Here is a 20,953-nt window from a genome sequence, read left to right as displayed (position 1 = left end):
CTGTCACCAGGCGAGCATTCGAGTTTACCCAGCGCAAAACTCACTCTTTCGCGGTAAACACTCGCCCTCAACTCCACGCCACCACCAACAACCCCGCCCCCAACACCAAACACAACGGCGAGTAAAAAAACGTATCCAGCCGCGCAAACCGCGACCCGCCGACCTTCTTGAAAAACCCCACCAGCTCCGAATCCCCAATCGCCCGGGCAAACATCACCAGTGCCACCGCACTGATGCCCCACTGCAACGCGTGGTTGGACACCGGCTCGAAATACAGCCCGGCCCGCAAACACACCAACACCGCAATCGCCACCAACCCCACGCCCACCAGCAACGTACCCAGCGCCGACGGCTTGAACGCCGGGCGTGGCCCGCTGGCGAATTCACCCGGCAGCTGCGGAATGGCGGCGGTAACGCCCAATTTGCCGCCGGCTGCCCAGTACAAATGCACCAGGCTGATACAGCCAAAAACCCCGACAATCCATCGCGCGACTAAAAAGCTCATGGCTGGATATCCTTGGAAAAGTCCGAAAGAGGATAGACCTCTTGAGATTTTTTGCAGGCAATTCGTCGGCGGCTGATGGTAAAGTGCCGCCCCATGAAACTCGCCCGTACCGACCGCTCGCTCATTGCCTGGATGCTCTATTGCTGCGTCCTGTTCAATGTGTTCGCCTGCAGCATTGGTCATGGGCAAATGGTCGGGATGCAGCTCAACGGCATCGGCGGCCAGTTCTGTACGGTGGACCCGCGCACCCAGGCGCCAGCACCTTACAAGTCGACCGATGAATCCCTGCCCACGCTCTCGAAAGCCTTCGGTTGCCCGCTGTGCTCCACCGGCGGGATGGGCCCGGCGCTCAACTCCAGCCTCAATGTGGCGGTGCTGCCGCAACCCCATGCGCCGCCGCCAGCCATCGTTGCCAGCGCTGACATTCCTGCCCGCTTCACCTGGCCTGCGGCTAATCCGCGCGCCCCGCCCGCCTTCGCCTGATACCTGCGCTTTTTTGATTTGCCCATGCGGCTGCCTCCTTCGGAGTGCGGACGGCTGTGGGTTGTTTTCAAGCCATGTTTTTCAGGATTCAACCATGAAACATTTACCCCTTTTGGCGGGCCTGTTCGGCTGCCTGCCTGTCAGCACCTGGGCGATTGAGCTGGCACCGACCACCATTGATGGCGAGCAAACCGGCGATGCCGGCCTGGCCCTGGATCAGTCCAGCGGCATGGCTTCGCGCCTCGGGCTGAGCGTGCGGGAAACTCCGGCGTCAATCAGCATTGCCAATCGCAACGACATCGAGCGCCGAGGCGCCAAGACGTTTCAGGACGCGGCCAATACCCTGCCTGGGGTCAACGCCAGCGCGCCGCCGGGGTTTGGCGGTTTTATCTCTTATCGGGGTTTTACCAGCAGCCAGATTACCCAGATGTTCAATGGCGTCGCGGTGTCCGGCGGCCTTGCTCGCCCGGTGGATGCGTGGATTTATGATCGGGTCGAATTGGTCGGCGGCCCCTCCTCGCTGATCAATGGCGCCGGTTCCGTCGGTGGCTCGCTGAATTACGTGACCAAGCTGGCTACCCGCGAGGAACAAGCTGCCGAAGGGCAACTGACGTATGGCAGCTACGATACCGCCGGGATGGCCTTCGGTCTGAACCACGCGCTGACCGAGCCGGGCGCTGAGGTCCAGCACTACGCGCGCCTGGACGTGAGCCGCAACACCAACCACACCTATATCGATCGCCAACAGCGCGATGCCTGGAGCGTGGCGTTTTCCCTGCTGAGTGATTTCACCCCGAACCTGTCCCACACCCTGGCCCTGGAATACCAGGACGAACACGAAGACAGCCCCTACTGGGGCACGCCGGTGCTCAACCCGAAGTCGGGCGAGTTGAAGATCGATAAGCACAACCGCTTCAATAACTACAACGTGGCTGACGGTCGTTATGAGCAACGCACAATCTGGGTGCGCTCGATCATCGACTACCGGATCAACGACAGCACCACCCTGAAAAACACGCTCTATCACCTCGACAGCCAACGCGACTATCGCAACCTGGAAACCTACCAGTACAACGCCGATAACAGCGCGGTGAATCGCTCGACGGCCTATCAGGTGCGGCATCAGGGTGAACAGAACGGCAACCAGTTCGAGCTGCGCCATGACGACACGTTCTTCGGCTTGAGCACCACCTGGTCGGGCGGCTTTGAGTACAAGGTCAACAGCACCACCAGCAACCCGTTGAACGTATCCGCCAAAAACACAGTGGATCCGAACAATTACGATCCGGGGCATTTCTATGACCTTCCCGGCACCAAACCCGGCTTCGATCCGGACAAGACCAACGCCGTCACCACCAAGGCGCTGTTCGTGGAAAACCGCTTGGGGCTGACCGATAAATTGTCGCTGCTCACCGGCCTGCGCTATGACGCGATTGACCTTGAGGTCACCAACCACCGCGCCATCACCGCCAGCAATCCCCGGCACGTCAAGCGCAGTTGGGAGCCGGTCACCGGGCGCATCGGCCTGACGTATCAGTTCATTCCACAAGCCAATGTCTACGTGCAATACAGCACCGCCGCCGAACAGCCGAGCAGCACCACTCAGGTGTTCGACGTGTCCACCGGCAAGCAGTGGGAAGTGGGCAGCAAGTTCGACTACCTGGACGGTCGCGGTTCGGCCACCGTTGCCGCCTACAAGATCGAGCGCAAGGATTTCGCCGTGACCGACCCGCAGGACCCGACCAACAGTATTCCGGTGGGTGCACAGTCGTCCAAGGGGATCGAACTGGCGAGTTCGTTGCGGGTCACGCCCAAGCTATTGGTGGAGGGCAACTATGCCTGGGTCGATGCCGAATATGAGGACTTCAACGAGAAAACCGCCAGCGGTGCGGTGGTGTCGCGCAAGGGCAATACGCCGACCAATGTGCCCAAGCAGGTGGGCAATTTGTGGCTGACCTATGATTTTGCGGAGGATTGGCAAGGGGGTGTGGATGCACGGTATGTGGCGTCGGCGTATGCCGATAACGCCAACACCCTGACGGTGCCGGCGTATACCTTGTTCGGGACGTTTTTGACTTACAAGGTCGATCAACACACTTCCGTGACGGGCCGGGTGCGTAACCTGACGAATGAGGTGTATGCCGAGTTTGCCCATGTGTCGCCGGCGTATTACCTCGGGTCGCCGAGGACGTTTGAGCTGGCGGTGCAGACGAAGTTCTAAAGCCCGGCAAATTTCAAGGTAAGAATGAGGTCAGTGTGGGAGCGGGCTTGCTCGCGAAAGCGGTGAGTCAGTCAATACAAATGGTGGCTGAAAAACCGCTTTCGCGAGCAAGCCCGCTCCCACATTTTTGATCTCAATCGGGCTGTTATATCGGTGTTATTTCAGGCTGGCTTCGACCTTCTGCGCCACATCCTCAGTCAGCCACGCCTTCCAGATCTCCGGATGATCCTTGAGGAACGCCTGGGCAACTTCACGCGGCTGGCTGTGCTTCTCGCTCATCTCGGCCAGCGCCTTGTTCAACGGTTCGATCGGAAAGTCGACTTTGGCAAAGAACTCGGCGATCTGCGGATGCTCTTTCTGGAACGGTGTAGACACACCAATGCTCAGCTTGGAAGCCAGCGAACGGGTGGGTTTCGGATCGGGATTGTCCGCATCCGTCAGTGTCTTCCACGCCTCGGCATCAAATGGCGGCTCTTCCAGTTGGATCAGTTTGTAGCGCCCCATCAGCGGCGTAGGTGACCAGTAATAGAACAGCACCGGTTTGCCCCGGCGGATCGACGAGGCAATCTCGGCGTCCAGCGCGGCACCCGAGCCACTGCGGAAATTCACGTAGCTGTCATCAAGCCCATAGGCCTTGAGCTTTTGCTTGTTGACCACTTCCGAGGTCCAGCCGATCGGACTGTTGAGGAAACGGCCCTTGCTTGGCGCTTCGGGGTCCTTGAACACGTCCTTGTAGCGCGCCAGGTCCTTCACGCTGCGCAGTTCCGGCGCCAGGGGCTTGATGCCCTTGGCCGGGTCGCCCTTGACCACGTACTCCGGCACCCACCAGCCTTCGGTGGCGCCCTTGACGATATCCCCGAGCCCCACCACTTTGCCTTCGGCCTCAGCCTTGACCCACACCGGGCTACGGCCGGCCCATTCTTCGCCGATCACCTGGATGTCGTTTTTCGCCAGGGCCGTTTCCAGGGTAATGGTGGTGCCGGGCAAGGTGTCGGTGGGCAGGTCATAGCCCTTTTCGACAATCACCCGCAGCACCTCGGTGATCAGGCTGCCGCTTTCCCAGTTCAGGTCTGCAAAATGAATCGGCGCCTGGGCGGCCGATACGGGCAGCGACGCCGCCGACAAACTCAGGGTCGTCAGCGAGGCCGCCAATAGCGCTCGAATTCCTTTCATGCTTTGCACCTCATGCCTACAGCAATAGCGAACGGCTTTGCTGTAACACCGCGAAGCCTCTGAATACTTAAGTCAACTCAACTGTAGTAGAGGTTCCGGCGAACATGGCATGTCGCATGCTTTTACGGCGGATTGGTCAACCGCTGCAACTCGCGGCGCACCATGCTGGCGAATTCGGCGGGCTTGAGTTCATACAACTGGCCGGCGACCCAGTTTAACCAGGCGCCCTGCAACTCGGATTTGCGGGCAAACAATTGCGCCGCCCTGGCTTGGGCATCGAGCAGGTGCTGCTCATGGAACTGCGCCCTACCCTGGCTCATTACTCGCTGGCCTTGAAGGTCACGAGCTCACCCTTGCGCCATTTGGCGGCCTTGCCGGTGACGGCCTTCAGGGTTTTGGTCAAGCCTTCTACCAGTTGCTCATTGGCGGCAAACACCAACATCACACTGTGGCCTTCCTTGAACACAATGCCCTGGCCGTCAGTCGTGGACACAAAGGCGTAATCGCCCAGGCCATACACCGTCAACTTGATATCGCGAAACTTCAGCTCGAACTTGCCGCCTTCGCGACTGGGCAATACAGCCGCCCGGAAATGATCACCGACCTTGAGCTCCAGGCGCGGCTTATCGTCCACCACCAGCGCCGCTTCGGTGTCGATCTCGGCGATGTAGATACCTTCAGGTGTCTGTTCAGTGACGTAGACGAAACGGGATTGAAACTGCTTGACCAACTTTGCGCGCAAATCACCCAGCACGAATAACGCGTGCATATCCAGATTACTGACTGCCAAGGAAACGCCCCCCACATCAAAAGGGTGCTGTCCGCCCAAGCGGGCAGCACAAAAAACGGCCGAAACGGCACGATCACACAACAAATTCACTGATAAAAACTGAAGAAGATCACTCTGCCAAGCCGTAAGACTAGTACAGGCGTGCCCGACGCACCTTACGCAGGTCGCCAGGCGTTGCAGGAGATCACAGGTTTAACGACCAGAGAACACTGGCCGACCCACTTCAGACAATAACCCTTTAAAAAATGCAGTTTCCGACATCCAACACAGAAATTAATGCTTCGGATGGAACCGAACGCCAGATGCTGACGACAATACTAAAACAGCACCACGGGTTAAAACCACCCGAAATACTGCAAACGGGTCCGCAAGTTCGATCGACAGGAGCTGATTATGCAACGACCTCAACCGATTGCCACACCCTCGAACACAGGTTCATCTTTTATGGATGACCGCCAATTCTACTCCCTATACACCCACGACGGTGGCCTGCATTCGGCGCTCTACCGTGTGTTGCCCGCCGGAAGAAACTTCTTTCATATCCTTGAAGTGCCCAGCGGCCGCATCAAGGGCTTTCGCAGTGGCCATAGCGAGGCGTGCGAACTGGCCAGGCAACTGGAAGCGATCCTCTGGGCCACCCAAGGTTGAATACCTGGGTTGGCGTTTCGTCATCTGGTTGACTTTACTGCGCCGCCAGCGCGTAACAACTGCCATACTGGTCCGTCCATTGAGATTTGTCCCCTTGCGGTTCAGGTTTCATCAGCGCAATTACCTCCAAGGGAAGGCTATACGTGACGGAATTTGATATTGGCGAATTTTTTATCCATGGCGAAGCCAGGGAAGTAGACGGTGAGTTCCAAGCCGTGATTGTGATGCGGGCCAAGGCTCCCCTGACCACCGTGACGACCCACCAAGTGGAAAAGGACCGCTGGTTCAAAACCGTAGACGCCGCCAACACGGCTGCCAAGGATGCTGCCAAAGCCCTTAAGGCCGCCGTCGATTCAGGCGCGCTGACTTCCTGATTACCCGGCGCAAAAATCCGATCGAACTCTGCCCCGCCTCAAACCTCCCATGCATACGATGATCAGCCTGCATGGAGAACGATATGGAAGCGCCGACTTACACCCTCGAAGCCTTGTTTGAACAACTTGGACTGGAATCGTCCCCCGAGGCGATTGACGCCTTTATCGGCGAACACACCCTGCCCAACGATGTAAAGCTGATTGACGCGGATTTCTGGTCACCGCAACAAGCCCAATTCCTTAAGGATGAGCTGCGTGAAGACGCCGTTTGGGCGATTGCGGTCGATGAGCTGAACCAGCGCCTGCACCAGCCACGCTAACCTTTCAATGCAGGCTGTCTGACTGCTCCAGGTGCAACAACGCCTCCCAGGCAGCCCTGCACTCTTCGGCTTCATCGCGGCTGGCAAACGCCGTGCCGCGCTGCTCGCCGTTAAGCAACACCACCCAACAGGCCTTTTGCCCCAGCGCGCGCAGGGTGGGTGGTACGCCACTGCCAATCATCACGGCGACATCGACTTTGGTTTGCATGGAACGCCTCCAGAGAATTAGTTAGCTGGCTAACAATGTTCGCCATGCTACGGTTTTCCTCCAGTTGGAAAAAGCTATCCCCGGAATAGCTCCCTTGCATAACCTGCAACAATCCCCCGCTGAATCAGCGCCCTTCGGGTTTGTAGCCCAGGCGCAGGCCGCCCCAATGTCGGCCATTGACCGTGACCGGCACCGACAGGTCGTGCATCAACTCACCAGTATCGCGGGTGTAGGTCTGCAACAACACCGCCTGCTGGTGGCTGCCGCAGCGGATTCCTGTGCGGTCTTCAAACTTGCGCTTGGTGCGGTTTTGTACTGCGTCCACTTGGGCATCGCCGGTCAACGTCTGGGAAAACGCCTTGTTGTGAGTCGGCACGTAACCCTGTGGCGTGCAGGCAATCGCGAACACCAGTCCCTCATGCCGAGGCAACAAGGCTTCCTGGATCGCTGGCAGCACCTGATCGGTATAGCCATCAAAACGCGTGTGGTATTTGCTCGGCCGGGTGTTGGGAATGGGGGTGTAGCTGCGGTCGAACAGGTCATCGAGGCTGATGCGGTTTTGCAGTACGTCGGCTTCAAACTGCGCGGCAATCCGGCTCGCCCCCTCGCGGGCCAGGTCGTAGATACGCTGGTGGTAGTCGTCCAGGCCGACCTCGGCCAGGCGCTCGCTGATGGTTTCAGCCTGCCCTTCCATTTGCACGGCGGCGGCAGCCAGCTGTTGGGTCTGCTGGTCACTGACGGTCAAATCGCTGCGCATCTGCTCCACTGCATGGAACAGGCTGTCGAGTTGGGCGCGATTGGTGTCTGTGCCTTGGGCGATCACGTTGACCTGCCCTTCCACATCCGCTGCAAGGGTGGCGATGCTCTCCAGTTGCTCCCCGGCGTGCTCTACCTGTTCTACACCGGATTGCAAATCCGCTGACAATTGCCGGATCTGCTCCACCACCTGGGCGGTCCTTTGCTGGATATCCGCCACCATCACCCCGACTTCATCGGTAGCCGTGGCGGTTCGCCCGGCCAGGCCACGCACTTCGTCGGCGACGACCGCAAACCCACGACCATGCTCACCGGCCCGAGCCGCTTCGATGGCCGCGTTCAAGGCCAACAGGTTGGTCTGACTGGCGATCGACTGAATCACCAGGGTGACGCGCTGGATTTCTTCGCTGCGCTGGCTCAATGCCTCGATCAACTGACGGCTGTCGTTGGCGCGCTGGCTGAGCTGGTGCATGCGGGTGATGGATTGCGCCAGCACCTCACGCCCTTCGGTACTGCGTTGATGAGCCTGGCTGGCGGCGCCGAGGGCTTGGCGGCTCAGTTCCGAAGTGACTTTCTCGGTGCCGATCATCACTTCGGCACTGCTGACGATCTGCTGCGCCGCGCCTAATTGTGATTGCAGCCTGGCCGCCAGTTGCTTGACCGAATAGGCCACGCCGGCAGCAGACAATGCGTTATGACTGGTGGTGTAGGACAGGTCGCGGGTCAGCTCGCCGATGGCATCGGTGGCTTCGGACGCGGCAACGCTGGGGGTGCGATGTGTCAGGCGGGGCAGCCAGATCAGCAGCAGGGCGACCGGCAGGCACAGGTAAATCGAGAGTTGGGCGAACGCCAGGCCCAGCAGCAACAGCACCAGGGCGGTACTTTGCAGGAGCGGCGTCAACCAGCCGGGCAACTGACGCGCCACCACTGGTGGTGACACTGCTGCGCCCATGAGAGATCCGTCTCCAGCCATGTTCGTTACCCCGCTGCTTGTCGTTATTGTGACTGCATTAGACGCCACTATGTAGCCATTATCCATGGGCCTTTAGTGGGGGGCTTGCAGCAGATCAATAAACGGGGGTAACACGGGCGAAATCTATGCAGGAGCGAACGTGCTCGCGAAGAACCTGAGAGCACCGTTGGGTATCAGGTTTCCCGCGTTATCGTTAACGACCTTCGCGAGCAAGCTCGCTCCTACACGGGCGGCATCAGGCTTGGCGCTGGTGCTTGTCGATTTGCTCGTGGCGCTCTTGGGCTTCGATGCAGTACTTGGTGGTCGGGCTGATCAGCAGGCGCTTGAGGCCGATAGGCTCGCCGCTGTCATCGCACCAGCCGAAGGAGTCTTCCTTGATACGGCCCAGGGCCTGCTCAAGTTGCGGCAGCATGCGCTGGTCGCGGTCGATGGCATTCACCAGCCAGGTGCGCTCTTCTTCGACAGAAGCGGCGTCAGCCGGGTCAGCCGGGGTGTCCAGGCTTTCGATGGCGATGCGGTTCTGCTCGATGCGCTCGTGGTGTTCCACTTTCATGTCTTGCAACAACTGCTCGAAAAAAGCGTGCTGCTCGGCATTCATGTAGTCATCCGCCGGCATGGCCAGCAACTTTTCCTTTGTCATTGATTTCTCTATAAAAAATACGTGCATTAAGGCGAATAAGGGAGCGTTCCGGCCGACCTCAGCAGGTCTCGGAAAGGCGCCGTCCATTTCAAGCGCCACCCGGCACTCAATTTACGAGGGGCGGCAGTCTAAGGCCGACTTGAGGGCTCAGCAACTGAAATGACAGGCATTTTTTCCAAGATAACCCGCAAAGGCACCAGGACGGGCTCGGCGAACGGTCATCGGAGTGCGTTTATAGCAAGAAATTCAGTGTTGTGGAGCTATATAGAAGACAAACGGTTAAACCACTGTAGGAGCGAGCTTGCTCGCGAAGAACTTCAAGACACCGCGTTTCGTCAGGCTACGCGCGTTATCGTTGACGTCTTTCGCGAGCAAGCTCGCTCCTACAGGGCGTTAGCGCTTGAGTTTGCGCTTGTTGCGATACTGGTCGATCACCACCGCCACCACGATGATCAGGCCCTTGATGATGTCCTGGATGTACGCATCCACGCCGACGAAGGTAAACCCGCTGGCCATCACCCCGAGAATCAGCGCGCCGATCACGGTTCCGGTGATGCGCCCTACTCCGCCTGCCAGGCTGGTGCCGCCGATCACCGCGGCGGCAATCGCGTCCAGCTCATAGGACATGCCCATGCCCGCCTGTCCGGTGGCTGCCCGCGCCGAGGCCACTACACCGGCCAGGCCGGCCAGCAAGCCGGCGATGCTGTAGACGATGATCAGGTGGCGCTTGACGTTGATCCCCGAGGTGCGCGCCGCCTGCATGTTGCCGCCGATGGCGTAGGTGTATTTGCCGTATTTGGTGTAGCGCAGGGCAATATGGAAGATCACCGCCACCACCAGGAAGATCACCACCGGCATCGCGCCATGGCCAATCGCCGTGTAGGAATCCGAGAGCATGCTCACCGGCTGGCCTTCGGTGTAGTAACGCGCCAGGCCACGGGCCGAGACCATCATGCCGAGGGTCGCAATAAACGGTGGAATCCCGGTGACCGCAATAATGCTGCCGTTGATTGCCCCCGCCAGCAGCCCGACACCCAGCCCCATCGCCACCGGTATCCACACCGGCAGGTCAGTCAATGACGGAAACACCGCACGGGAAAAGTCGGAAGTCTGCGCCAGACTGGCAGCGATCATCGCCGACAGGGCCAGTACCGATCCCGAGGACAAGTCAATCCCGGTGGTGATGATTACCTGGGTCACGCCAATTGCCAGCAGGCCGATGATCGACACTTGCAGGATCATCAACACCAGGCGCTGGGAGTTCATCAGGAAGCTCTGGTCGCGCACGATCCAGCCGAACAACTCAAACACCAGGCCGATGCCAATCAGCACCAGCAGGATGCTCAGCTCGGTGGGCATGCGTCGACGGTGCTTGACCGGCGCCGCGGCGGGCTTCTTTTCCTCGGGTTTGCTTTCCAGTATCGCGTTCATAACCACTCACCTTTTTTTATCGCATTGCGCCGGCCGCAACGGGCCGGCGCCGTCTGTTCGTTAGTGGACCGCCGTCATACCGGAAGCCAGTTGCATGACTTTTTCCTGGGTCGCGTCGGCGCGGTCCAGGGTGCCCATCAGTTCGCCTTCGTGCATCACCATCACCCGGTCGCTCATGCCCAGCACCTCCGGCAGCTCCGAGGAAATCATGATCACGGCCATGCCTTCGCTGGCCAGGTAGGAAATCAGCCGGTAGATCTCGGCCTTGGCCCCCACGTCGATACCGCGAGTGGGTTCGTCGAGGATCAGCAGCCGCGGGTTGGTCATCAGCCAGCGGGCCAACAGGGCTTTTTGCTGGTTGCCACCGGACAAGGTGTCGATGCACTGCTCCAGCGACGGGGTTTTCACCCGCAGCTTGGTGCACATGTCTTCGCACAGGGCCCGCAGGGCTTTTTGCTGGATGAAGCCGTTGCCGGAGTAAAGCGGCAGCACGGCCATCTCCATGTTTTCCAGGACCGACAGGCACGGGAACAGACCACTGAGCTTGCGGTCTTCGGTCAGCAGCGCGAAGCCCTTCTCAATGGCCATGTGTGGGTCGGTGATGCGCACGGTCTTGCCGTCCAGCTGGATCTCGCCACCGGAGCTTGGAGTGATGCCAAAAATGGTTTCGGCCACATTGGTACGACCGGAGCCCATCAACCCGGCGATGCCGAGAATCTCCCCGGCGTGCAGGTCAAACGACACGCCTTGGAACACCCCGTCCAGGCGCAGGTCGCGCACCGACAGCAGCAGATTACCGATGGGTTTGTCGCGCACCGGGAACAGCTGGCTCAGCTCACGCCCCACCATCATCGAGATCAGGCTGTCGCTGTCCATGCTGTCGGCCCGTTGCAGGCCGATGTACGCACCATCGCGGAACACCGCCACCTCATCGGCGATGGCGAACACTTCGTTCATTTTATGGGTGATGTAGATGATGCCTTTGCCCTGGGACTTGAGGTCGGCAATGATCGAAAACAGGTGGGCCACTTCCTTGTCGGTAATCGCCGAGGTGGGCTCATCCATGATCAGGATGTCGGAGTCATAGGACACGGCCTTGGCAATCTCGACCATCTGCCGCTCGGCGATGCTCAGGTTGCCGACGTGTTCTTCCGGGTCTAGGTTGATCCGCAGCCGCGCCAGCAGTTCGGCGGTGCAGCGGTGCATTTCCCGGTGGTTGACCATGTGCAGGCCGTTGAGCTGTTCGCGGCCGATCCAGATGTTCTCGGCGATGCTCATGTGCGGCATCAGGTTGAGTTCCTGGTGGATCATCGCGATGCCGGCTTTCTGCGCCGCCAGCGGTGTCTCAAACACAATCGGCTTGCCCCGCAGGCGGATTTCACCAGCGTCGGGCTGATAGATGCCGGCGATGATCTTCATCAGCGTCGACTTGCCCGCGCCGTTCTCTCCCATCAGCGCCAGCACCGAACCGGGGCGCACCCGCAGTTGCACATCGGCCAGGGCCACGACGCCGGGAAAGCCTTTGCTGATGTTGGAGATCTCCAGCAGATAGGGTTCTTCCAGTACCAGGGGCTGGATACCGGGAGGCTGGGAAGCAGTCGCTTGAGCAAACATATCGGGTACTCCGTCAGCAGGGCCGCCGTGGCTGCCCTGCCGGTTTATTGTTGTTATTAAGGACTACTTGAAGTCTTTGACGTTGTCCGGGGTGATCAGCTTGAACGGGATCACCACGTTCTGCTCGACTGGCTCGTGCCTGGCCATCTTGCGTGCCGCTTCCACCGAGCCCACGGCCTGGCCATTGGCATCCTGGAACGCCGAGGCGGCCATGTCACCCTTGGTAATCGCGTTCAGGCCGTCCGGCGTGCCATCCACCCCCGCGATCAACACGGTGCCCGGCTTGGTCCCCGCCGATTTCAACGCCATGGACGCACCAATCGCCATCTCATCGTTGTTGGCCAGTACTGCGTTGAATTCGCGGCCCTGGGTCAGCCAGTCGTTGACCAGGGTCATGCCCTTGTCGCGCAGCCAGATGCCGGTCTGTTCCTGCTCGATCTTGATATCCGGGTACTTGGCCAGCACTTCCTTAACACCCTTGGTGCGGTTGGTGGTGGAGTTGTTCGCCAGGTCACCCAGCAGGATCACGATTTTGCCCTTGCCGCCGAGCTTTTCGGCGATGTACTGCATTTGCAGGCGACCGGCCTCGACGTCATTGGAGGTCACGGCCACGATGCCTTTGGGCAGATCCGTCTGGTCGGGACGACGGTTGACGTACACCAGCGGAATGCCCGCCGCGAGCGCCGCTTTACTGATGTTGGCGGTAGATGCCGTGTCGACCGGATTGACGATGATGGCGTCGACTTTCTGGCTGATAAAGTTCTCGACCTGGCTCAGTTGCTTGACCACGTCGGCGCGGGCGTCTTCGAACTGCAGCTGCACGCCGTCACCCTTGGGGTAGGACTTGGCTTGCTTGTCCATGTCCTCGCGCAGGTAAGTCAGGAAGGTGTCATCGAACGCCGACATGCTCACCCCCACCTTGATATCGGCCGCCGTGGCGAAACCACTGGCGAGCATCATGGACAGGGCCAGCGCGGTAAAACGGATCGGGGTCTTCATGAACGGTCTGTCTCCAATTTCTTGTTGGTTTTGTGGACGTTGCGTTTTTCAGAGCGAAGCGGTCGGCAGTCGAACGATCGGCGCCCCCGGAATGCAGCACACCAGGGAACCCTTGCTTTCGACGCACAGGACATTCAGGAGGGAGAAGTAAAACGGCCGGGCGCGGGGCAGACCGCGAGACTTGAGGGCAGGACGTAAAACTCGCAGTACAGCGTTGAAGATTTTCATCTGACGGTACCTGGTTGTTTTGATCTTGTTTTTGTCGAGTCGCCCGAATCGAGTCCGAACGTACTTTATGCAACCTGGAATGACTTTATTGGAAAATAATTTCCATATCAACCTGTTTTAGAATTTTATTCTATTTTTCATCTGTGAGCCTCCACAGCCGCCATTTCCACCACCTGCTGACGCTCGGAACTGAGGCGTGCCGCGTCCAGTACACGGGTGGTTGCCAGCGCATCCAGGACGTTCACTGGCAACTCGCCATGACCGTGCACGGCGCTTTGCAACTGACTGTAGAACTGATTCCAGCGACCCTTTTCCGACGGCACCCGCTCACGATCCGGACCTTGCTCAAACCAGCCCCAGCGTCGGTGTTCTTCGGCGCCCCAGTGCTCGCCTTCGGTTTTCGGGGTCTTGCCGGCCAGCAGCGCGTCTTCCTGGCCGTCCAGCCCTTCGACGGTGTAACAACCGGCGGTGCCGTTCACCCGAAAACGCGGGGCCTGGCTGTTTTGCAGGGCACTGCCCCACAGGTGCGAAATCACCCCGTTGGCGTGGGTCAGCGATACAAAGAAGCCGTGATCCACGTTGGGCTCGTCGGCGGTGTAGTGCAACTGCGCGAACACCCGGGCCACCGGGCCGAACAGCTGCATGGCCTGGTCCACCAGATGGCTGCCCAGGTCCCGCAGGAATCCGCCGCCGCTGGCGTTGCCCACGGAGCCCGGGTTGTAGCGCTCCACGCGGGATTCAAAGCGGGTGACGGTCCCCAGGGCACCGGCGTCGATCAGTTTGCGCAGGGTCAGGAAGTCCGAATCCCAGCGGCGGTTCTGATAGACGCTAAGCAGCACGCCCTGACGCTCGGCGGCGGTAATCAAGGCCTGGGCCTGTTCGGCATTGCTCGCGAAGGGTTTGTCGCTGACCACCGCCACACCGCGTTCAATGGCCTCCAGCACCAAGGCCGGGCGACCCTTGAGGGTGGTGGAGATCACCAGCACGTCGACACCGGCCTCAGTGATCTGCCCGATACTGTCGAAGGCCTTCACACCGGGGTGATCCGTCGCCAGTTGCTGGCGACGTTCGGGTGACCGTGTCACCACGCCGACAAAGGTCGCCCCCGGCAGGCTGGCAATCAGGGGTGCATGAAATACTCGGCCACCTTTGCCGTATCCAACCAGTCCGATTCGCATACAAATACTCCTTGGTTAATTGTGGCGAGGGAGCTTGCTCCCTCGCCACAGGGCAAGCCACAACGGTCTAACAGCACAACTCGCGGGTAACCCGCTCCAGCATCATCCGGTTGGACTCATCCGGCCGGTCTTCCCAGGCAAACACCGACACCGTGGCGATGCCGTCGAACTTGATTTCCCGCAGGGTGCCGAAAAACGCCTCCCAGTTGACCTCGCCCTGGCCGATGTCCAGGTGCTGGTGCACGGTGGCAGTCACGCCTGGCGGGTTGACGATGTAACGCAGGTTCGACGAAGCGCGGTGGTTGTAGGTGTCGGCGATGATCAAGTGGCTGAGCTTGGAACCCGCGTACTTGAGCATTGATGCGATATCGCCCTTGCCGTCGTCGTAGAAGAAGGTGTGCGGCGCGGCGTAGAGGTAGTTGATCCAGTCGCGGTCGAGGCCGCGAATGATGTCCACCGACTCGTTGTTGCGCTCGCAGAAGTCGTACGGGTGGGCCTGGATATCCAGCTTGACGCCTTCGCGTTCGAATTCCGGCATCAGCTCGTCCATGGAACGCATGAACTGGTTTTCGCACACCAGCGGGTTGTCGGACTGGCCGGTGAATTCGGTGTTGACCAGCTCGCAGTCCATTTCCACGGCGATCTGGATCGCACGCTTCCAGTTGCGTACGGCGGCAACCCGCAGGCCTTCGTCGGCGGCGGCCCAGTGGTACATGGGCAGCAGGGACGAGAGTTGCACGCCGGCGTCGCTCAGGGCTTTGCGAAATTCCTTGATGCGCGCCCGGTCGACCCGGGCGGCCTTGTAGAACGGCAGGAAGTCTTCCCGGGGCGAGAGTTCGATGTGCTGGTAGCCGAGCTCGGCGGCCTTGTCGACCATTTGGCCGAGAGGCAGGTGGCGGTACATGTAGGGGTCTAGGGCGATGCGCATGCTTGAGATCTCCCGAATTCGAGGTAGGAACTCGGTCAAATGTGGGAGCGGGCTTGCTCGCGAATGCGGTGGGTCAGTCGATGAAAATGTTGACTGAAAGGCCGCCTTCGCGAGCAAGCCCGCTCCCACACTGACTGCATTCCATCAGTGAGGGTTGTGGTTAGCCGTAGAAATGCGGACGCTCTGGCAGCCCCACCTTCACAATCTGCCCACTGTTCTGCGCCTCAATGCACGCATCCGCCGCCACCGCCGCCGCAAAACCATCCCACGCCGACGGCCCACCCACTTGCCCTGCCCTTACGCCGTCGATAAACGCCTGCAACTCAACGTCATACGCCGCGATAAACCGGTCTTTCCAATCCATCAGGATCGCGTTGGACAGCTTGGCCCCGCTGCGCATCTGCACCTGGGACGGCTCCGGCAATTTCGCAATACCGGTCTCCCCCACCACTTCGCACTGAATGTCGTAGCCGTACTGGCAGTTCACAAACACTTCCACATCGATGCGCGTGCCCTTGGCGGTTTCCAGCAGCACGATCTGCGGGTCACGCAGATGGGCCAATGCCTTGCTCGATTTACGCGGGAACACCACCTGCACCGACACATAGTCATCGGCCAGCAACCAGCGCAACACATCCAGCTCGTGGATCAAGGTGTCGGTGATCGCCATGTCGGTCTTGTAGTTCTCACCCACCGTCGGGTTGCGGTGAGCGCAGTGCAGCATCAACGGCTCGCCGATCTGGCCGCTGTCGATCACAGCTTTCAAGGCGCGATAGCCCTGGTCATACGGACGCATGAAACCCACCTGCACCAGGCGCTTGCCGTGGGCCACTTCGGCCTCGACGATCTTGCGGCAGCCTTCGGCAGTCACCGCCAGCGGCTTCTCGCAGAACACCGGTTTGCCGGCGGCAATTGCCGCCAGCACGAACTCTTCGTGGCTCGGGCCCCAGGAGGTCACCAGCACCGCCTCGACTTGCGGCGAGTTGATCAGCGCGTGGCCGTCCGGATACACCTCGGCGGTGAGTTTCAGGTCCGAGACGACCTTGGCAGCCTGCTCAAGGTTGATGTCGGTCACGGCCACCACCTGGCTGTTGAGCAAGGTCTGGCTGCAACGACGAATATGATCCTGGCCGATGGCGCCAGTACCGATAACACCCAACTTCAAAGACATGAAAACACTCCTCTTGTTATTAGTACTGCCGGGCCTTTGCCAGGCGTTCATTGAGTTGTTTGGCCACCGCATCGGTGCGCTCGCTGGTGGACACCTGCGCCACACCGACTCGCCACCACGACAGGTATTTGTGGATCATGGTTTTCGGCAGGACCTTGATATCAATCAGCGTCGACACCGTTTGCGTGCGCGCATCGGCCAGCGCCGCCTGCAGCTGCTCCACGGTGTTGACCTTGTAGGTCTTGCAGCCATAGGCCGCCGCGCTCATGGCAAAGTCCACCGGTACAAAACCGCCGTCGAGCTTGCCGGTCTCGGGATTGCGGAAGCGGAACTCGGTGCCGAAGCTGTCCATGCCGTGTTCCATCTGCAGGTTGTTGATGCAGCCAAAGGTCATGTTGTCCAGCAACACCACGTTGATCTTGCGCCGCTCCTGGATCGAGGTGGCCAGCTCCGAGTGCAGCATCATGTACGAGCCGTCGCCCACCAGTGCGTACACCTCGCGCTCAGGCTCGGCCAGCTTGACGCCTAACGCAGCGTTGACCTCGTAACCCATGCACGAATAGCCGTATTCGACGTGGTAAGTGTTGACGCCCTTGCTGCGCCAGCTGCGCTGCAAGTCACCGGGCAAGCTACCGGCGGCGGCGACGATGATTGCGTCGTCGGCCAGGGTTTCGTTCAGCACACCGAGTACGCGGCTTTGGGTCAGGCAGGAACCGGTCAGCTCGATGAATTCACGCAGCACCGCCGGGTCCATGTGGTCATTGATTTCCGGGACGAAGTTTTCAGTCCGGTATTCGGCCTGGTAGATGCGATCGACCTCGACGTCCAATTGCGCCTTGGCATCCCGTGGTTGATCGCCCCAGCTGGAACGGTAGTCGCCCAAGGCTTCAGCCAGTGCTTCCAGGCCAACCTTGGCATCCGCCAGCAACTGCACGCCATCGAGTTTCAGTGCGTCGCACGGGCTGATATTCAGGTTGAGAAACTGCACCTCAGGATGCTTGAACAGTGACTTCGACGAGGTGGTGAAATCGGTATAGCGCGTGCCGATACCAATGATCAGGTCGGCCTCCGGTGCCAGCAGGTTCGCCGCCAGGCAGCCGGTTTCACCGAGGCCGCCGAGGTTCAGCGGATGGCTTGAAACCACCGCACTCTTGCCCGCCTGGGTTTCCGCGAAAGGAATGTCGAAGCGCTCGGCAAAGGCTTGCAGCGCGGCATTCGCGCCGGAGTATTTGACCCCGCCGCCACACACGATCAGCGGTTTGCGCTTGCCCTTGAACGCCGCCACGGCATCCCCCAGCATCGCTTCGGTCGCCGGGCGACGGTCGATCCGGTGCACGCGTTTTTGCAGAAAGTAATCCGGGTAATCCCAGGCTTCACCCTGCACGTCCTGCGGCAACGCCAGGGTCACGGCGCCGGTTTCGGCCGGGTCGGTGAGCACGCGCATGGCATGGATCGCCGCCGTCATCAGCTGTTCCGGGCGGTTGATGCGGTCCCAGTATTTGCTGACCGCACGAAACGCGTCGTTGGTGCTGATGCTCAGATCGTGGAACTGCTCGATCTGTTGCAGCACCGGATCGGGCTGGCGACTGGCGTAGACATCACCGGGCAACAGTAGCAACGGAATCCGGTTGGCGGTCGCGGTCGCCGCGGCAGTCAACATATTCGCCGCACCCGGCCCTACCGAAGAGGAACACGCATAGATCTTGCGGCGCAGGTGCTGCTTGGCAAAACCAATCGCCGCGTGGGCCATGCCTTGCTCGTTGCGGCCCTGATGCACCACCAGGTCGCCGCTGTCCTGCTCCAGGGCCTGGCCCAGGCCCAGCACATTACCGTGGCCGAAAATCGTGAAGATGCCGGCGACAAATTTGCTTTGAACACCGTCGACTTCGATGTACTGGTTATCCAGAAACTTCACCAGGGCCTGAGCCATGGTCAATCGGGTTGTGGTCATGGAGTGCCCCTTATCGTTTCTGCAGGTGGGCGATACTCGCCCCCAACGCCTGCTTGATATCTGCCAGGCCGTGCACGCTTTCTGCGAACGGTTCGAACGACAGGTAACCGCTGTAGCCGGTGCTGAGCAAGGTGTCGATCTGCGCGGCATTGCCCAGGATATCGCCCTCGCCCACCAGCACACGGTGACCGTCGCGGATCGAGTTCAGCGGCGCGTCGGCGTCTTCCACGCCGGAGATGTGCACCAACCCGGTCAGCTCGGGGAAAAACTCATGTTCGCTGGCCAGGTGGTGGTGGAAGGTGTCGTGCACCACGCGAAACACATCCAGCCCGCCGATGGCCTTGATCGCATCCACTGCCACGCGCTTGCGGCGCAGGGAGCATTCTTCAAACCCCAGGGGTTCGACAAAACCGAGAATCCCGTATTCCCGCAGGATCGGCGCCAGTTCACTCAAGGCCGTGCGCAAACCGGCGGCGCGCTGGGCTTCGTTGCGCGGGTCGGCGCGGTCGTTCAACGGGCACATCACCAACGCCTGCGCACCGCTCTCGCGGGCATAGGCCGCCAACTTGATGGCCTGGGCGCGGCGCTCGTCATTCCATACATCAAACGGGTACAGCGCGTTGATCGACAGCACGGTGATGCCGTGCACCGCGCACAGTTCGCGCACGCGGCTGGCGGGGGTGCCGTCTTCAATCTCGATGCCCTTGAGGTCGTTACGGATCTCGATGGCGTCGCATTTCAGGGTCACCGCCAGCTGGATAAAGTCCGGCAGGGAAAGGCTGGGGGCGACCATGCGGTTCAGGGCAAAACGTAGAGGCGACTTCATTATTGTTGTGCTCCACACTCGAAAAAATTTACTTGGCGGTTGGCATGCTGAATTCAGGGCCCTTGGCGATGCTGTCGGGCCAGCGTTGCATCACGCTTTTGTAGCGGCTGTAGAAACGAATGCCTTCTTCACCGTAGGCGTGGTGGTCGCCGAACAGCGAGCGCTTCCAGCCACCAAACGAATGCCAGGCCATCGGCACCGGAATCGGCACGTTGATGCCGACCATGCCGACCTTGATGGTGCGGGCAAAGGCACGGGCGATGCCGCCGTCGCTGGTAAAGCACGACACGCCGTTGCCGAACTCGTGGGCGTTGATCAAGGCGACGGCGCTGGCAAAATCCGCCACGCGCACGATGCCCAGCACCGGCCCAAAAATTTCTTGCTGGTAGATGCTCATCTCGGTGGTGACGTTATCGAACAAGGTCGCGCCGACGAAGAAACCGCCCTCCGCGCCCGGCACCTTGAAGCCACGACCGTCGACAATCAGCTTCGCGCCCTGGGCCACGCCCTGGTCGATAAAACCTTCGACCTTGGCCTTGTGTTCAGCGGTGACCAACGGGCCCATCTCGCTGTCTTTCTGCAGGCCGTTGCCGACCTTCAGCTGATCGATACGCGGCAGCAGTTTTTCGATCAGCTTGTCGCCGACATCGCCCACCACCACGGCAATCGAGATCGCCATGCAGCGCTCGCCGGCCGAGCCGTAAGCCGCGCCGATCAAGGCATCAGCTGCTTGATCCAGGTCGGCGTCCGGCATCACGATCATATGGTTCTTCGCCCCGCCCAACGCCTGCACACGCTTGCCGCGCTGAGTGGCCTGCTGGTGGATGTACTCGGCAATCGGCGTGGAGCCAACAAACGAAATCGCCTCGATGTCCGGGTGCTGCAGAAGGCCGTCAACCGCGCTTTTGTCGCCCTGCACCACGTTGAACACGCCGTCAGGCAGCCCAGCTTCGGTCAGCAGGCGGGCCATCAGCAAACTGGCGGACGGGTCGCGCTCGGAGGGCTTGAGGATGAAGCAGTTACCGGTGGCCAGGGCCAGCGGGATCATCCACAGCGGCACCATCACCGGGAAGTTGAACGGGGTGATGCCGGCGCACACACCCAGTGGCTGGCGCAGGTTCCAGTTGTCGATGCCGCCGCCGATGTTGTCGCTGAAATCGGTTTTCAAAAGATTCGGCGCGCCACAGGCGTACTCGACGATTTCAATGCCGCGAGTGACTTCGCCCTTGGCGTCGGAGAACACTTTGCCGTGTTCGCGACTGATGATTTCGGCCAGCTCGTCATGGTGCTGGTCGAGCAGTTCCTTGAATTTGAACAACACCCGCGACCGGCGCAGAGACGATTGTTCGGACCACGCCGGGAAGGCTTTGAGTGCCGACGCGACGGCTTCATCGACGGTCTTCTGGCTGGCCAACCCGACGCGGGCCTGGACTTCGCCGGTGGCCGGGTTGAACACATTGCTGAAGCGCTCGCTACTGCTGTCCTGCACCTGGCCGTTGATGTAATGGCCGATTACCGGGGCGTTGCTCATTATTG

General features: G+C 60.2%; 21 protein-coding genes and 1 pseudogene. 5 read left to right on the top strand and 17 right to left on the bottom strand.

Annotated features, from left to right (window positions below):
* Positions 1–67 precede the first annotated feature (67 nt).
* Entirely contained in the window at positions 68–505 is a 438-nt protein-coding gene (locus ACA046_RS13650; protein WP_076016215.1) for a DUF3995 domain-containing protein, read from the bottom strand.
* A 93-nt stretch (positions 506–598) separates the two neighbouring features.
* On the opposite strand from ACA046_RS13650, the gene ACA046_RS13645 reads away from it, so the two are divergent.
* Together ACA046_RS13645 and ACA046_RS13640 are read left to right on the top strand one after the other, a co-directional pair.
* Positions 599–988, top strand: coding sequence for a DUF2946 domain-containing protein (locus tag ACA046_RS13645; protein WP_003214719.1), 390 nt, complete (start codon positions 599–601; stop codon positions 986–988).
* A gap of 94 nt (positions 989–1,082) precedes the next feature.
* Entirely contained in the window at positions 1,083–3,209 is a 2,127-nt protein-coding gene (locus tag ACA046_RS13640) for a TonB-dependent receptor (protein ID WP_497676763.1), read from the top strand.
* Positions 3,210–3,365: 156 nt separating this feature from the next.
* Here the strand turns inward: ACA046_RS13640 and ACA046_RS13635 are convergent, their stop codons facing one another.
* From ACA046_RS13635 to ACA046_RS13625, 3 genes are all read right to left on the bottom strand, one after another.
* Positions 3,366–4,382, bottom strand: a complete 1,017-nt coding sequence (locus ACA046_RS13635; RefSeq protein ID WP_497676762.1) for an ABC transporter substrate-binding protein — start codon at positions 4,380–4,382, stop codon at positions 3,366–3,368.
* Positions 4,383–4,504: 122 nt separating this feature from the next.
* Positions 4,505–4,702, bottom strand: a complete 198-nt coding sequence (locus ACA046_RS13630) for a hypothetical protein (RefSeq protein ID WP_258345193.1) — start codon at positions 4,700–4,702, stop codon at positions 4,505–4,507.
* Positions 4,702–5,151 carry a hypothetical protein gene (locus ACA046_RS13625; protein ID WP_178124270.1) on the bottom strand — a complete coding sequence of 150 codons (450 nt, stop codon included), beginning with the start codon at positions 5,149–5,151 and terminating at the stop codon, positions 4,702–4,704. Before ACA046_RS13625 ends, ACA046_RS13630 begins: the two co-directional genes overlap by 1 nt.
* Before the next feature lie 465 nt (positions 5,152–5,616).
* Between ACA046_RS13625 and ACA046_RS13620 the strand changes: the two genes are divergently transcribed.
* From ACA046_RS13620 to ACA046_RS13610, 3 genes are all read left to right on the top strand, one after another.
* Positions 5,617–5,820: a hypothetical protein gene (locus tag ACA046_RS13620; protein ID WP_459028459.1), complete on the top strand. Its 204-nt coding sequence runs from the start codon at positions 5,617–5,619 to the stop codon at positions 5,818–5,820.
* A gap of 143 nt (positions 5,821–5,963) precedes the next feature.
* Positions 5,964–6,194: a hypothetical protein gene (locus ACA046_RS13615; protein ID WP_076016221.1), complete on the top strand. Its 231-nt coding sequence runs from the start codon at positions 5,964–5,966 to the stop codon at positions 6,192–6,194.
* An 83-nt stretch (positions 6,195–6,277) separates the two neighbouring features.
* Positions 6,278–6,514, top strand: coding sequence for a DUF2789 domain-containing protein (locus ACA046_RS13610; protein WP_076016222.1), 237 nt, complete (start codon positions 6,278–6,280; stop codon positions 6,512–6,514).
* 4 nt (positions 6,515–6,518) lie between these two features.
* Here the strand turns inward: ACA046_RS13610 and ACA046_RS13605 are convergent, their stop codons facing one another.
* The 13 genes and pseudogenes from ACA046_RS13605 to ACA046_RS13545 all read right to left on the bottom strand — a co-directional run bounded on the left by ACA046_RS13605 (position 6,519) and on the right by ACA046_RS13545 (position 20,948).
* A complete protein-coding gene (locus ACA046_RS13605) occupies positions 6,519–6,722 on the bottom strand; it encodes a hypothetical protein (protein WP_003214710.1) in 204 nt (67 codons plus the stop codon).
* Positions 6,723–6,846: 124 nt separating this feature from the next.
* Entirely contained in the window at positions 6,847–8,067 is a 1,221-nt protein-coding gene (locus ACA046_RS13600) for a methyl-accepting chemotaxis protein (protein ID WP_497677079.1), read from the bottom strand.
* A 619-nt stretch (positions 8,068–8,686) separates the two neighbouring features.
* Complete coding sequence (locus tag ACA046_RS13595) at positions 8,687–9,091, bottom strand: TraR/DksA family transcriptional regulator (protein ID WP_010173153.1); 405 nt, start codon at positions 9,089–9,091, stop codon at positions 8,687–8,689.
* Positions 9,092–9,376: 285 nt separating this feature from the next.
* Positions 9,377–9,466 (bottom strand): annotated as a pseudogene (locus tag ACA046_RS13590) (outer membrane lipoprotein carrier protein LolA); the annotation flags it as partial.
* Positions 9,467–9,484: 18 nt separating this feature from the next.
* Positions 9,485–10,522, bottom strand: coding sequence for an ABC transporter permease (locus tag ACA046_RS13585; RefSeq protein WP_003214704.1), 1,038 nt, complete (start codon positions 10,520–10,522; stop codon positions 9,485–9,487).
* Between the two features lie 60 nt (positions 10,523–10,582).
* Positions 10,583–12,136 carry a sugar ABC transporter ATP-binding protein gene (locus ACA046_RS13580; RefSeq protein WP_459028452.1) on the bottom strand — a complete coding sequence of 518 codons (1,554 nt, stop codon included), beginning with the start codon at positions 12,134–12,136 and terminating at the stop codon, positions 10,583–10,585.
* Positions 12,137–12,199: 63 nt separating this feature from the next.
* A complete protein-coding gene (locus ACA046_RS13575; protein WP_010173158.1) occupies positions 12,200–13,135 on the bottom strand; it encodes a sugar ABC transporter substrate-binding protein in 936 nt (311 codons plus the stop codon).
* 365 nt (positions 13,136–13,500) lie between these two features.
* Positions 13,501–14,541 carry a Gfo/Idh/MocA family protein gene (locus ACA046_RS13570; RefSeq protein ID WP_497676761.1) on the bottom strand — a complete coding sequence of 347 codons (1,041 nt, stop codon included), beginning with the start codon at positions 14,539–14,541 and terminating at the stop codon, positions 13,501–13,503.
* Positions 14,542–14,608: 67 nt separating this feature from the next.
* Complete coding sequence (locus tag ACA046_RS13565) at positions 14,609–15,469, bottom strand: sugar phosphate isomerase/epimerase family protein (RefSeq protein ID WP_063029368.1); 861 nt, start codon at positions 15,467–15,469, stop codon at positions 14,609–14,611.
* A 160-nt stretch (positions 15,470–15,629) separates the two neighbouring features.
* Positions 15,630–16,640 carry a bifunctional inositol 2-dehydrogenase/D-chiro-inositol 1-dehydrogenase gene (gene iolG, locus ACA046_RS13560; protein ID WP_167663850.1) on the bottom strand — a complete coding sequence of 337 codons (1,011 nt, stop codon included), beginning with the start codon at positions 16,638–16,640 and terminating at the stop codon, positions 15,630–15,632.
* 19 nt (positions 16,641–16,659) lie between these two features.
* Entirely contained in the window at positions 16,660–18,591 is a 1,932-nt protein-coding gene (gene iolD, locus ACA046_RS13555) for a 3D-(3,5/4)-trihydroxycyclohexane-1,2-dione acylhydrolase (decyclizing) (protein WP_497676760.1), read from the bottom strand.
* A gap of 10 nt (positions 18,592–18,601) precedes the next feature.
* On the bottom strand, positions 18,602–19,417 hold the full coding sequence (locus ACA046_RS13550; RefSeq protein ID WP_421526154.1) for a TIM barrel protein: 816 nt from the start codon (positions 19,415–19,417) through the stop codon (positions 18,602–18,604).
* Between the two features lie 28 nt (positions 19,418–19,445).
* Entirely contained in the window at positions 19,446–20,948 is a 1,503-nt protein-coding gene (locus ACA046_RS13545) for a CoA-acylating methylmalonate-semialdehyde dehydrogenase (protein WP_017479898.1), read from the bottom strand.
* Between the last annotated feature and the right edge of the window lie 5 nt (positions 20,949–20,953).

The sequence above is a fragment of the Pseudomonas sp. LBUM1641 genome, from assembly GCF_059716235.1.
This window is presented reverse-complemented; position numbering and strand designations above follow the sequence as displayed.

Bases quoted from the DNA above. Each gene is read 5' to 3' on its own strand.
- ACA046_RS13650 (WP_076016215.1), bottom strand. From the start codon at position 505: ATGAGCTTTTTAGTCGCGCGATGGATTGTCGGGGTTTTTGGCTGTATC.
- ACA046_RS13645 (WP_003214719.1), top strand. From the start codon at position 599: ATGAAACTCGCCCGTACCGACCGCTCGCTCATTGCCTGGATGCTCTAT.
- ACA046_RS13640 (WP_497676763.1), top strand. From the start codon at position 1,083: ATGAAACATTTACCCCTTTTGGCGGGCCTGTTCGGCTGCCTGCCTGTC.
- ACA046_RS13635 (WP_497676762.1), bottom strand. From the start codon at position 4,382: ATGAAAGGAATTCGAGCGCTATTGGCGGCCTCGCTGACGACCCTGAGT.
- ACA046_RS13630 (WP_258345193.1), bottom strand. From the start codon at position 4,702: ATGAGCCAGGGTAGGGCGCAGTTCCATGAGCAGCACCTGCTCGATGCC.
- ACA046_RS13625 (WP_178124270.1), bottom strand. From the start codon at position 5,151: ATGCACGCGTTATTCGTGCTGGGTGATTTGCGCGCAAAGTTGGTCAAG.
- ACA046_RS13620 (WP_459028459.1), top strand. From the start codon at position 5,617: ATGGATGACCGCCAATTCTACTCCCTATACACCCACGACGGTGGCCTG.
- ACA046_RS13610 (WP_076016222.1), top strand. From the start codon at position 6,278: ATGGAAGCGCCGACTTACACCCTCGAAGCCTTGTTTGAACAACTTGGA.
- ACA046_RS13605 (WP_003214710.1), bottom strand. From the start codon at position 6,722: ATGCAAACCAAAGTCGATGTCGCCGTGATGATTGGCAGTGGCGTACCA.
- ACA046_RS13600 (WP_497677079.1), bottom strand. From the start codon at position 8,067: ATGATCGGCACCGAGAAAGTCACTTCGGAACTGAGCCGCCAAGCCCTC.
- ACA046_RS13595 (WP_010173153.1), bottom strand. From the start codon at position 9,091: ATGACAAAGGAAAAGTTGCTGGCCATGCCGGCGGATGACTACATGAAT.
- ACA046_RS13585 (WP_003214704.1), bottom strand. From the start codon at position 10,522: ATGAACGCGATACTGGAAAGCAAACCCGAGGAAAAGAAGCCCGCCGCG.
- ACA046_RS13580 (WP_459028452.1), bottom strand. From the start codon at position 12,136: ATGTTTGCTCAAGCGACTGCTTCCCAGCCTCCCGGTATCCAGCCCCTG.
- ACA046_RS13575 (WP_010173158.1), bottom strand. From the start codon at position 13,135: ATGAAGACCCCGATCCGTTTTACCGCGCTGGCCCTGTCCATGATGCTC.
- ACA046_RS13570 (WP_497676761.1), bottom strand. From the start codon at position 14,541: ATGCGAATCGGACTGGTTGGATACGGCAAAGGTGGCCGAGTATTTCAT.
- ACA046_RS13565 (WP_063029368.1), bottom strand. From the start codon at position 15,469: ATGCGCATCGCCCTAGACCCCTACATGTACCGCCACCTGCCTCTCGGC.
- iolG (WP_167663850.1), bottom strand. From the start codon at position 16,640: ATGTCTTTGAAGTTGGGTGTTATCGGTACTGGCGCCATCGGCCAGGAT.
- iolD (WP_497676760.1), bottom strand. From the start codon at position 18,591: ATGACCACAACCCGATTGACCATGGCTCAGGCCCTGGTGAAGTTTCTG.
- ACA046_RS13550 (WP_421526154.1), bottom strand. From the start codon at position 19,417: ATGAAGTCGCCTCTACGTTTTGCCCTGAACCGCATGGTCGCCCCCAGC.
- ACA046_RS13545 (WP_017479898.1), bottom strand. From the start codon at position 20,948: ATGAGCAACGCCCCGGTAATCGGCCATTACATCAACGGCCAGGTGCAG.